Origin of the sequence: Christensenella timonensis, assembly GCF_900087015.1 — a bacterium.
GTDB lineage: Bacteria > Bacillota > Clostridia > Christensenellales > Christensenellaceae > Christensenella > Christensenella timonensis.
In genome coordinates this window covers 1369810-1381719 of the sequence record NZ_FLKP01000002.1, presented here as the reverse complement: position 1 = coordinate 1381719, position 11910 = coordinate 1369810, and the positions used below count along the sequence as shown (strand labels likewise).

Annotated in this window: 10 protein-coding genes; all 10 read right to left on the bottom strand. The window is 50.9% G+C overall.

What is annotated here, in order from left to right:
• Window positions 1–9 precede the first annotated feature (9 nt).
• On the bottom strand, window positions 10–1191 hold the full coding sequence (locus BN6471_RS07935) for a cell division protein FtsA (protein ID WP_066647492.1): 1182 nt from the start codon (window positions 1189–1191) through the stop codon (window positions 10–12).
• A gap of 179 nt (window positions 1192–1370) precedes the next feature.
• Window positions 1371–2228: a cell division protein FtsQ/DivIB gene (locus BN6471_RS07930; protein WP_066647490.1), complete on the bottom strand. Its 858-nt coding sequence runs from the start codon at window positions 2226–2228 to the stop codon at window positions 1371–1373.
• Between the two features lie 13 nt (window positions 2229–2241).
• Window positions 2242–3393 carry a putative lipid II flippase FtsW gene (gene ftsW, locus BN6471_RS07925; protein WP_082903406.1) on the bottom strand — a complete coding sequence of 384 codons (1152 nt, stop codon included), beginning with the start codon at window positions 3391–3393 and terminating at the stop codon, window positions 2242–2244.
• Window position 3394: 1 nt separating this feature from the next.
• A complete protein-coding gene (gene murD, locus BN6471_RS07920; protein WP_066647487.1) occupies window positions 3395–4750 on the bottom strand; it encodes a UDP-N-acetylmuramoyl-L-alanine--D-glutamate ligase in 1356 nt (451 codons plus the stop codon).
• Window positions 4751–4766: 16 nt separating this feature from the next.
• Window positions 4767–5771, bottom strand: a complete 1005-nt coding sequence (gene mraY, locus BN6471_RS07915) for a phospho-N-acetylmuramoyl-pentapeptide-transferase (protein WP_082903405.1) — start codon at window positions 5769–5771, stop codon at window positions 4767–4769.
• Window positions 5772–5777: 6 nt separating this feature from the next.
• The gene (locus tag BN6471_RS07910) at window positions 5778–7256 is read right to left on the bottom strand and encodes a UDP-N-acetylmuramoyl-L-alanyl-D-glutamate--2,6-diaminopimelate ligase (RefSeq protein ID WP_066647484.1); all 1479 of its coding nucleotides are present in this window, start codon (window positions 7254–7256) and stop codon (window positions 5778–5780) included.
• Window positions 7257–7312: 56 nt separating this feature from the next.
• Window positions 7313–9421, bottom strand: coding sequence for a penicillin-binding transpeptidase domain-containing protein (locus tag BN6471_RS07905; RefSeq protein WP_147554006.1), 2109 nt, complete (start codon window positions 9419–9421; stop codon window positions 7313–7315).
• A gap of 13 nt (window positions 9422–9434) precedes the next feature.
• Window positions 9435–10430 carry a hypothetical protein gene (locus tag BN6471_RS07900; RefSeq protein ID WP_066647478.1) on the bottom strand — a complete coding sequence of 332 codons (996 nt, stop codon included), beginning with the start codon at window positions 10428–10430 and terminating at the stop codon, window positions 9435–9437.
• 16 nt (window positions 10431–10446) lie between these two features.
• A complete protein-coding gene (gene rsmH, locus BN6471_RS07895) occupies window positions 10447–11385 on the bottom strand; it encodes a 16S rRNA (cytosine(1402)-N(4))-methyltransferase RsmH (RefSeq protein ID WP_066649951.1) in 939 nt (312 codons plus the stop codon).
• Entirely contained in the window at window positions 11385–11816 is a 432-nt protein-coding gene (gene mraZ / locus BN6471_RS07890) for a division/cell wall cluster transcriptional repressor MraZ (protein WP_066647473.1), read from the bottom strand. The genes rsmH and mraZ overlap by 1 nt, the downstream gene beginning before the upstream one ends.
• Window positions 11817–11910: the final 94 nt, after the last annotated feature.

The following is an 11910-nucleotide window of genomic DNA, read 5'->3' as shown; positions in this document are numbered from 1 at the left end:
TGGATAAGTTTATTCAAACAGCACATCCTGCCCCTTACTGAAAAAGCCTTTCTTTCTGGTCGGGGGTTTGCTTTGGATATACCCATCGTACGCATATTGCAATAGTGCATATGCCGCATGCATATCCGGCGGCATAAGTTTTGTATTCGGCACCTTGATCAGGTTTGGCGTTCTTCCTGATATCGCGCGGTAAAAGCTGTCAAAGCCTTTCATAAAGGCCAGCCCGCCGCCTGTCATAAAAACCTCGATTTTCCTGCCGATGCTGCCTTCCAGTCGTGAGGTGATCTTATTGATGGTGAGCAAAAGATGCTCCACCCTCGAATCAATGATCTCCTTTAACAAATCGTACGGATACTTTTTCAATTTTCCGTCCGCGTCCTTGGCAAACAGCTGCGAAATACTGTTATTGTCCGAAAGCCCAAACGTATAGCGCCTTTTTAGCTGCTCCGCCGTATCCTTGTCCACCTTCATGACATAAGCAATATCATTTGTGATATGGCCGCCGCCCATCGGGATGGTTGCAAAGAACAAAATGGAGTCACCATAAACAAGCGATACATCTGTACTATAATAACCGATATCGACCAAAACTGCAAGGGAATCACGCTTGTCCTCCGGCAGGAGGTACAGCGCTTCCGCGAGCGGTTCCGGGATAAAATAGTCCACCCGTACACCCAGATGGTTGAGCAGATCCATTGCGTCGTTCAAGAAAAACTTGTTGGCAAGCGTAAAAGACGCACAGCCCCTTAAGCGCTTGGTGGGAATATCGTACGGCTCCAAATAGACGTTGTTATCATCCAGTAAAAACCACGCAGGCCATTCGTGCACCAATGTCAGGTCTGACATGATATCAAAATTCCTTGCCCGCTCGATCAAAAGATCGATATCCTTCTCTGTCACGCGTCCCTTCACGGGAACCTGCGCTTTGCGGTTCATAACCTTAATAAAAGACCCCGGAATCCCGACGTCTGCATTCCTGATACGGAAACCAGCCTGTCGTTCGCAGGATTCCAGCGCCTGCTCCACAGCACCTATTACTTCCTTGGAGTCTACCCAATTCGTTTTTTTGATACCTGCATAGGGAATTTGGGAATAGCCCAAAACTTCCAGCCCCATACGCTGTTTCTTTTCAGCAACCGCACATGCTATTTTAGAAGTTCCAAACTCAATAATTGTTTTGAAGTCTTTCATTCAAAAACCAACCTTCGGTGTTCTTTTCGTTATTCACAGAGCACTATTTGTATTATCATATCACAATTGAAAAAAAAACAAAACACTTTTATACAATATATGTCATATTTCCGTTGCATTTTCGCAATCTATGCACAAATATTACCAAAAGTGTTTTGAAAAATTTTCAGGGCGACTGGTTATTCCTGCGCCAGAGGTTCATCCGGTTCGGCCGGCTCCCCGCCTTCTCCCGGCTCTGCCGTGCCCGGGTCATCTTGCTGCCCCGGCTCGGTCGGCGCCTGCTGGGCGGCCGCGTCATCCGTCATCCGGTATGTGCCGCTCGTCCCGCTCGTTACGTCATAAACGCCGCTCGTATTCCCGTCTGCCGCCAGCTTGGGCAACATCTTCTTGATCCATTTCATTTTATCGGCTATCTTGTCCGATTGCCCAAATTTAATCATCATCCCATCATAAGACTGCATGCGGATATTGTTAACATCCGAAAGGTCGATGGTCGAGATCGTCGCATATAGGTCTTTGGTTTCCATTTCCGCCAGGATATCCGCCAGCACCGAAATCTTGAACGTATCTTCCGTATCGATGGCTTTCCCCAGGTTTACCGAATTGATCGTGATCCCGCTTACGACAGGATACTGCTGCTGCTCGGGCGGCGCGTCTAATATCTCCAGCACGTTGGCCGAGCCATCCACGAGCAGGTATTTGTCCGCATACAGGATAAGCGCTTTGGGCACCCGCTCCGTCACAGTGATCACCAAAGTTTTGGGATAGCTTTTTGCGATCCCGTCCACCTGCAAATATGGTTCCGTTTCGATATTTTCCTTGATCTTTTCCGTATCGGCCATAAACATATGTGTCTTTGGCGGGACATCGGCCAGCTTCACGATATAGCTCGCGTCATAGCTGGCATTTCCCTTGACATCAACATTTTCCACCTGAAAATAAACATAAACAAAATATCCCGCTCCCGCGAGCAGTAATATAATTAAAACAACCGCTAAAATTGTTTTTCCAACGCTGCGTTTGTGTTGCTTTTTCATTGTTCCCCCTTGCCTATTCCTTCGTTCTCTTCGCCATCATAATTCGTCGCGATTGTTTTGAAACATTGAGCATGATCCCTATCATACTCATAAAGATAACGAGTGATGAACTTCCATAACTGATGAACGGCAGCGATACGCCTGTAGGCGGAAGCGATGCCGTTACAACGCCTACATTGATGATAACCTGCAAGGCAATCACCGTGGTAACGCCGGTGGCAAGCATCGTCCCAAAAAGATCCGGCGCCTGCGCCGCCGTTTTGATCCCGCGGTAAATCAGGAAAATAAACAGGGCCAGCAGGACGATCACGCCGATCAGGCCCAGTTCCTCCGCGATGATCGAAAAAATAAAATCCGATTCCCCGTATGGAAGCCACGAGAGCTTTTGCGTCCCGTTTCCGATCCCCTGCCCAAACAGTCCGCCAGAACCAATACCATAAAGCGACTGCACGACCTGATAGCCGCCTTCTGTGGCATTCTGCCACGGATCCAAAAAGGTGGTGATACGATCCACGCGGTAATCCTTCATCATCATCAGCGCAAAACCGCCCACGACACCCACGCCGCCGAGCGCCAAAAGGTGCCATGCCTTTGCGCCTCCCACAAAGATCATGATAAAAGTGAGCGCGCACAGGACGATAATCGCCGAAAAATTCGGTTGGAAATACAACAGGATACAAATTGGTATCAGCGCCACAAGCGATGGTATCACGCCGTAACGGAAAGTGTTCATCCGGTTGCGGTTCACATAAATCACCGAAGCGATAAAAACGATGATGGCTACCTTAGCGATCTCTGCCGGCTGCAACTGCGGCAGCGGCCCCAACTGGATCCAGCGCGATGAGCCGTTGACATTCACGCCGATCCCCGGGATGAAAACAGCGACCAGGCATAGTCCCGCCAAAACCAGCAGCACATATTTCAGCTTGATCAGTTTCTTATAGTCAAAAAATATAAAGAAAACCATGAACACAAGGCCGATGGCCGCACCCACCAGTTGCTTTTTGAACAGTGCCAGGCCATCATAATTGTAGAGCTTTGAGGACTGCGCCATATAATAACTGGCGCTGAATACCATCAGCAAACCATATGCGATCAGTATCAGCGTCACGATCAGCAACGAATAGTCTATCGATCCCTTTTGCAGCAGGTTCGTTTTCCGCATCCTATAAGCCTTTCACGATTTCCTTGAACACACGTCCGCGCTCTTCAAAATTTTCAAACATATCCCAGCTTGCACACGCCGGGGAAAGCAAAACATTATCGCCGGGCTCTGCGATGCTGTATGCTTTGAGCACCGCGTCCTCGAAGCCGTTGGCCTTGATATAGTTTTCATACCCGCAGGCGCGCGCGGCGTCAATGATCTTCTGCGCCGTGTCCCCCAGCACCAAAACCGCCTTGATCATCGGTGTAAATTCCATGAATAAGGGAACAAAATCATTTTTCTTGTCATAACCGCCTAAAATGAGCACGGTCGGTTCCGTCATCGCATGGATCGCATGGATCGTCGCATCCGGGTTGGTGCCTTTGGAATCGTTGATAAACGATACGCCGTTCACTTTACGCACAAATTCGATGCGGTGCTCCACCCCCGGGAAGGTACGCAGCGTATCGGCCACCACCTCTGTAGGTATCCCGTAAAGGCAGGCAAGAGCAGTCGCCGCAAGTGCATTTTCCAGGTTATGCTTCCCCGGGATGTGTAAATCCTTCGCCGGCATGATCATCTTTTCCATCCCATCTACCGAAAAACAAATGCTTCCGTCGCGTACATAGGCCCCGTTTTCCAGTATCCGATCCGTGCTGAACCAGAAAACCTGCGCGTTGATCGCTCCTTCCAGCTCCCTTACGATTTCATTGTCATAATTGAGTACGCAAAAATCTTCCGCATTTTGGTTCTTGAATATTTTCGCTTTGGCGGCAATGTAGTTCTCCATCGTGCCGTAGCGGTCAAGATGATCTTCCGTGATATTTAAGATCGCGCTTTCCTTAGGACAGTATGTCTCGATCGTATCGAGCTGCAAGGCAGCCGTCTCCGCCACGACGACGTCCCCCGGCTGCGTGATGAGCGCCTCCTGCGTGATCGGTACGCCAATGTTGCCCAACACATGCGTATGTATCCCGGCATTCTTAAAAATTTCCCCCGTCAATGCCGTTGTCGTCGTTTTTCCATTCGTCCCCGTGATCGCAATAAAGTCCGCCTTGGAAACGTCAAATCCCAGCTCGATCTCCGCAATCACCTTTTTATTCAGCTCATAAGCGCGCCTGATGAAAGGCAAGCCCAGCGGTACGCCGGGGCTCAATACAAGGACGTCCATATCAGCAACCTGCTCTGTCGGGTCAGAGCCCAACATATCGTGATATTGGTACTGATCCAATTCCGCGAATAATTCCGCCGGGAAATCCGACCTTCTTTTCACATCGTAGATCGTCACATCAGCGCCCAATTTACAAAGCAATACAGCGGACGAAATACCGCTTTTTGCCATTCCTATAACGAGAACTTTCTTATTTTTGTATTCCATTTCCTGCCTCCGAAAGTCATGCAAAGAAGAACAACAAACCCCCAACGCTCAAAAGCATCGTAGCGGCCATGTACCCCGAGACTACTTTTGTCTCCGGGACGCCCGCCAGTTCAAAATGATGGTGGAGCGGGGCCATCCGGAACACCCGCTTTCCGCGCAGTTTAAAGGAGCCCACCTGGATGATCACCGAGATCGCCGACAATACAAACATGAAGCCCATGATCGGCAGGAACAGCTGCATCTCCGTAGCGATCCCCATCGCCGTGAGCGCCGCCCCCAAAAGGAACGATCCCGTATCCCCCATAAAAACCTTGGCCGGATAGGCATTGAAGCACAAAAAGGCGATACACGTCCCCAACACAGCTGCCGCAAACATGGTCATGTTCGACATATCCGCTTGTATCTCCGGGCTGATCAACGCCGCACCCAACACACTGAAAATAAAAATCAGGATAAACGTGGCGGAATTGATCAGCGTAATCCCTGTTGCGAGGCCGTCCAGCCCATCCGTCAGGTTTACACTGTTGACCATCGCGATCAGCACAAACATCGTAAATGGAATAAAGCCCGCTCCCAGCTGCCATTCCGTCCCGGCGATTGGGATCAGCACCGTTTTAATATCCAGCCAGAAATACGCGAGGCACGCGACCACTGCCGCAGCAACCAGCTGCAGGACGATCTTCTGCCACGCGCGCAACCCCAAAGACCGCTTTTTGAATAACTTTAAACCGTCATCCAAAAATCCGATCACGGAAAACGCCAACACTGTGACCACGGCAAAAACCGTATAGCGTATATCACCCGAAGAAAAAATAAAGCTCGTCGCCACGATGCCGATCAACATAATAATGCCGCCCATCGTAGGCGTGCCTTCCTTTACCAGATGTGTTTGCGGCCCGTCATCCCTTACATGCTGTCCCGCTTTCGCTTTCCTTAAGAGCGGTATGATGATCTTTGCCGCAACAAATGTTATTCCAAATGCAATCAGGATCGAGAATAACATGTTTACCATAAAGTCCATAAAGCCTTATTCCTCTTCGTTTCCGTCTTTTTTATTTGTAAATCCAAGTTCATTCAATATTTCTTCCACAACGACCTTTTCATCAAAGTCGTGCTTTACGCCCTTGATCTCCTGGTAGTCCTCGTGTCCTTTTCCTGCCAGCAGGATCATATCCTGGGGCCGGGCGTTTTTGATCGCCCACCTGATCGCTTCCCTGCGATCCTCGATGCGCGTATATTCCCCGCCCGATTCCTTCATCCCTTCTTCGATCTGGTCTAGGATCGCCGACGGTTCTTCAAAGCGCGGGTTATCGGATGTCAACACAGTAAAATCAGAGTAATCCCCTGCTATTTTTCCCATGATCGGGCGTTTTGTCGTATCGCGGTTCCCGCCGCAGCCGACAATCGTCACAACGCGGCCTGGCGCAAACCCTCGCAAGGTAGAAAGCGCGTTTTTCAGGCTGTCGGGCGTGTGTGCATAATCGAGTATGATCCCAAAATCCTGTCCATGTGTATCCAAAGGCTGGAACCGGCCGGCCACCGGGCGTAGCTTCTTTAAGCCCTGCTCGATATAGTGCGCACTGATTCCGAGGGCATGCGCTGCCACGATTGCCCCCAATGCATTGTATACGGTAAATTGGCCGGGGATAGCCACCTCGATGTTCAGGGTATTAGCGCCCATATCGACGGTGAATTTCGTCCCCTCATGCGTGATCTCGATCTCCTTCGCCATATATTGTACCGGCTGCATCACGCTGTATTTGACGACCTCGCTCTTTGCCGCAGCCATCATGTTGGCCGCACTGTCGTCATCGATATTGATAATGGACTTTTGCGATTGCTCAAACAAAAGGCTCTTCGCGTGGATGTAATTGTCCCACGTCTTATGAAAATCCAAATGATCCTGTGTCAGGTTGGTAAAAATACCAATATCAAATTCAATGCCATAAACGCGTTTTAAGTCCAGGGAATGTGAAGACACCTCCATCACTACCATCTCGCACTTGTGGTCCGCCATCTTTTTCAACAGCCTCTGCAGGTCAACAGACTCGGGTGTCGTGCGTTCGGTATGGATTTCCCTGTCCCCGATCATGTTCACAATCGTGCCGATCAGTCCTACTTTATACCCGGCCTGTTCGGCAATCGATTTCAGCATATATGTCGTCGTCGTTTTTCCATTGGTTCCCGTCACGCCTACCATCGTCATACGCTTGGCAGGATTACCAAAAAAATTACAGGCGGCAAGGGCCATCGCAGCCCTGTCGTCCTTCACGATGACCTGCGGAACGGCAAGCTCCGGCTGGTATTCCGTCACGGCAATTGCCGCAGCGCCTTTCCTTACCGCGTCCGGCGCATACTTGTGTCCGTCTTCGGCAAACCCGGCGATACAAAAAAACAGATCGCCACGCTTCACATCACGGGAATCATACTTTAAGTCCTTAATCTCTATATCTTTGTCGCTTCTTATGTCACATCTGATACCGCGAAATATTTCAGACAGTCTCATTTTTTCGTGACCTCCTCCATAAACAAAAGTATTATACCACAAAATATTGTGTCCCGCTACTGTGCCGTGTCTATTTGTAGATTGAACTGTACTGTCACCGTCGTACCTTTTTCCACTTGCAGGTTTGCCGCCGGCTTCTGGCCTTGCGCCACACCGTCGCCGAGCGCCACAAATTTTAATCCTGCGGCAACCGCCGCATCGCGTGCATCCGCTATGCTCATGCCCGCAAAATCAGGAACCGTAGTCATTTCTGCCACCGGCGCCGATTCCGATTTTGTTTCCATATTGAGCGTTACCGTAGAACCGGCATAGACTTCCTCTTCCGCCGCAGGTATCTGGCTCAGCACATTACCGCTTCCGTCCAGCTTAACTGTGAGCCCCGCATTTTCAAGCGTATCCTTTGCCGTCTGCATCTCCATCCCTACCACATTTGGCACAACGGTTTTTTGTGCACTACGCGCCGCCTCGTCGTCAGGTGCAATATTGTTGTTTTTCAGGATATCCTCCAGCACCTTCTTTGCATACGGCGCGCAAACCGTGTCATTGCTTTCCCCTGATGCGATTCCGTTTGCAGTGACCATCACAAGATACCTGGGAGTTTCAGACGGCGCGAAGGCAAAGAAGGACGATACCATCTTCCCCTGCATAGGCGTATCGCCATCATAAAATGCCGATGACCCGCTTAAGCCTCCTACGGAGTATCCTGCGATCTGCGCCTGTGTGCCATCGCCGCTTTGGATGTAGTCGAGCATCATCTCCTTGATTTGCGACGCCACCTCGGAAGAAACCGTCTGCCCTTTTACTTCCGCTTCATATTTTTCAACGATATTTCCATTGCTGTCCGCAAGGCCCAATACCAGCCGCGGCGTATACAGCGTCCCCCCGTTCAGGATCGACGCCAGCGCGTTCGCCATCTGTATCTGCGAGACCTTCATGTTTTCGCCCGCGCCCATCAGCGCAACGTCCGCTTGCCGCGCATATTTTTTCTCCATCACGTCGCCCTGCGTATCGGTCGAAAAATCGATCCCCGTCTTTTCACCAAAACCAAACGCTTTCAGGTATTGGTATAACGTATCCTTGCCCAGTGCATCCGATTGGAGCGCTGCCGCGATGCTGCAGTGATCCTCCACTGCCTGCATCATATTCTGCGTCCCATGCACCGCCCTACACGAAATCTTTTCGCCGTCCACGACTACGGAACCGCTGCAACTGTATTCGCCCGCCATATTCTCGTTCATTGCGGCCGCCAATGTAAAGACCCCAAAAATGCTTCCGGGTTCGTACGGCGTCGCAGTGATGGTATTGACGGACATTGACGCGAGTGCCGTCGCATCCTCGCGCGGCGGATTATTCAGGTCAAATTGCGGAATGTTCGCCATCGCCAGCACTTCACCTGTGGTAACGTCCAATACCAGCCCCTGTACGCTGTCCGGCGAATGGTCTGCATACAGTGAGTTGCACGCGTCCTCCAAAATGCTCTGCGCCATTTCGTCGATCGTCAGGACAACGCTTTGCCCATCCTGCGGCTCGATCACCATTTCCTGCCCATTGGGCACGCCGCTTCCGTCCTTTGCCGTCTCTGTGACCTGCCTGCCCTGGCGGCCTTCCAGCGTGCTGTTATAACGCTTCTCGATACCCGTCTGCCCAACGCCGTCCTGCGTCGTATATCCAATGACCTGCGATGCAAAATCCTTATTCAGGTAAAACCTCTTCACATCGCCAATCAGGCTGACGCCCTTTAATTTCAAGTTGGCGATTTCCTCGGATTGCTCCGTTGTGATTTGCCGTTTGAGCCAGATTTCCTTTTTCTCAGTATTGGTCGCTTTTGCATACACGTCTTCCCTCGGCATCTCCAAAATACGGGAAAGCTCGTCCGCCACCTGGTCTGCATTGCCGGCTTTGTCGATCGTCTCCGGCTGCAGCGCGACTGTATCCGCCGCGGCGCTTTGTGCAAGCACATACATATTGCGGTCGAAAATAGATCCTCGTTTTGCGTCCACCGCCACATCGCGCGTCCATTGTTTCTGCGCTTTTTCCTGTAGCCATTCTCCCTTAAATAAAGACCAATATCCCACTCGTGACATGAGCAGGATAATGAGTACAGACAATATGATCAGTATGACCAGCAACCTTTTCCTGGTTACTAAAACCCGTGAAGTCGACAATGTTTACTCCTGTTTAATTCTGGAACCATCCTTTGATCGTATCCAAAATTGTATTGATGAAGCCGGAAAATCCACTTGCAGCATCATTGCCGCCTGCCGGCTGGGACAGATCCGTGCTTCCCTCCGCTGTTACCGTATCCTGCGTATCCGCCGTATCGGCTGCGGCAGCCTGTGCTTCCGGTTCTACGAATACGATCTGGTTGTCTTTGGGTTCAGACATCCCCATCGCCGCCGCCTGCTGCCGGATACTGCTCAGGTCTTCCTTTAACGAAACTTCCATCTTTGCCTTGTCTAGATCCTGTGAAAGCGATTCAATGCGGGATTCCAGCTGTGCGTTCTGGTAATTCAGATTACTGATCTGCGAATAGCGGATCAGGATTCCTGCCAAAACCGCAAAAACCACAGCGATCAGGATGATCGTGGAAACGACTCCTTTTTTCTTGGGCGCTTCATATTCCACTGCGATTGGCTTTACTCCATTATACGCGGTCGCATCCGTTGCTTCCACCATGTCAAAGCCATGGATCGGTTTCCTTCTCTGCATTGGGCGGGATACGGGCCGTTCATACGACCTTTCATACGCCGGAGCATATGCCGCTCTTTGCTGCGCATAAGAGTTTCTCGGCTGCTGGCGCATACTGCGTTCACGTACGGGTGCGTTATAGCCATAGTTTCCCGCGGGTGCGCTTACTTCGTATGCCGGCGTCAGCTTCCTGCCGCCTACGACATTCTTGACCCCCGTCTGGCGGATCGTTTCCCGCGTTTCGTAAACCTCGCGCCTTTGCTGTGCGCTGCGTGCCGCTTTTGCGCGCTGTTCCTGTTGCCGTGCACGTTCATATTCCATGCGTTCTTCATATGCTTTTTTGCGCTGCATAGCGATTTTGCGCATATTATAAGCCTGCATGTCAGTGATCCTGCCCATGCGCTGCTGTGCGTTTATATTTGCCGTATTGTTGCGCGGTATCTGTATTCTTTCGTAATTATGCGCCTTTTGCGGTATCGCGTTCATTGATTCATCCTCTCCGCTATCGTTTTTCCACTATGCGCAGCTTTGCACTGCGCGCTCTTGGGTTGTTTCCCAGTTCTTCTTCGCCCGGAATGATCGGTTTCCTGGTCACCAGCTTGACCTGGCTGGCCTTTCCGCATACACAGACCGGGAAATCTTTCGGACATTCGCACGGATCGAACAGCTTTTTGAAAGTCTGCTTGACGATCCTGTCTTCTAACGAATGGAAGGTGATCACCGCCAGCCTTCCGCCGCTTGTAAGCGCCTGTACATAGTCTTCCAGCGCCTGCCCAAGGCCCGCAAGCTCGCCGTTCACTTCAATGCGTATCGCCTGGAACGTTCGTTTTGCCGGATGCGGCCCTTCCCGCCGTGCCGCGGCCGGGATCGCATTTTTGATGATCTGTGTCAGTTCCTCCGTCGTTTCTATCTCTTTTTGGGCCCGCGCTTCTGCAATAAATTTCGCAATACGCGCCGCCCATCTTTCTTCTCCATATTCGCGCAATATCCGCGTTAATTCATTTTGCGGATATTCGTTGACTACCGTCTTTGCGCTCAGGGCGCTTTCTTGGTTCATCCTCATATCGAGCGCCGCATCCTGTTGGTAGGAAAAGCCCCGTTCTCCCTCGTTGAGCTGGTAAGAGGAAACCCCCAGGTCTAGCACCGCGCCGTCTATCTTACCGATCCCGTTTGCCGCAAGGATCTCCCTGATATTTTTAAAATCATCATGGACGAATAATATTTGGCTTTCAAACTCTTTCAGCCCCTGCCTGCAACGCCGGATCGCCGCCGTATCCTTGTCGATTCCGATCAGCTTTCCTCCCGGCGATATCCTTTCCAGGATCCCCCGCGAATGTCCGCCGCCGCCCATCGTCCCGTCAACGATCGTTTTCCCGCTTTCCAGACGAAGTGCATGGATCGTTTCTTCATACAGGACGGGCACGTGGCCGCTTTGCGCCATCATATGCCAAGCTCCGCAAGCTTCGCGAGCGTCTCTTCATAATCCTTGTATGCGCTGTCGTTGTATTCCTCCCAGCCTTCCTTAGACCAGATTTCCGCCCTTGTCATTACGCCGATGATCACCGTTTCCTTGATGGCCCCAATATGGTCGCGCAGGCGCTGCGGCAACAATATCCTGCCTTGTTTGTCGCCCTCGCATTCGCACGCGCTTGCAAACAGCATACGTGTAAAGCTCTGTGCGGCAACATCCGATACCGGCAGGTCTTTCAGCTTTCCGGCAAAATTTTCCCATTCGCTTTTGGAGAATACAAACAGGCATTTACCCACGCCTTTCGTAACGATAAAGCTTTCGCCCAGGTCGTCACGAAATTTCGCGGGCATGAACACTCTGCCTTTGGCGTCTAAATTGTGCGAATATTCTCCAATCAGCATGGCCTGCCGCAAACTCCTTTCACCACTTTTAACCACATTTCACCACTTTTAATCAAATTTTATCACTATCCCACCCATTATGCAAGCATTTTTC

Bases quoted from the DNA above. Each gene is read 5' to 3' on its own strand.
- BN6471_RS07935 (WP_066647492.1), bottom strand. From the start codon at position 1,191: ATGAAAGACTTCAAAACAATTATTGAGTTTGGAACTTCTAAAATAGCA.
- BN6471_RS07930 (WP_066647490.1), bottom strand. From the start codon at position 2,228: ATGAAAAAGCAACACAAACGCAGCGTTGGAAAAACAATTTTAGCGGTT.
- ftsW (WP_082903406.1), bottom strand. From the start codon at position 3,393: ATGCGGAAAACGAACCTGCTGCAAAAGGGATCGATAGACTATTCGTTG.
- murD (WP_066647487.1), bottom strand. From the start codon at position 4,750: ATGGAATACAAAAATAAGAAAGTTCTCGTTATAGGAATGGCAAAAAGC.
- mraY (WP_082903405.1), bottom strand. From the start codon at position 5,771: ATGGACTTTATGGTAAACATGTTATTCTCGATCCTGATTGCATTTGGA.
- BN6471_RS07910 (WP_066647484.1), bottom strand. From the start codon at position 7,256: ATGAGACTGTCTGAAATATTTCGCGGTATCAGATGTGACATAAGAAGC.
- BN6471_RS07900 (WP_066647478.1), bottom strand. From the start codon at position 10,430: ATGAACGCGATACCGCAAAAGGCGCATAATTACGAAAGAATACAGATA.
- rsmH (WP_066649951.1), bottom strand. From the start codon at position 11,385: ATGGCGCAAAGCGGCCACGTGCCCGTCCTGTATGAAGAAACGATCCAT.
- mraZ (WP_066647473.1), bottom strand. From the start codon at position 11,816: ATGCTGATTGGAGAATATTCGCACAATTTAGACGCCAAAGGCAGAGTG.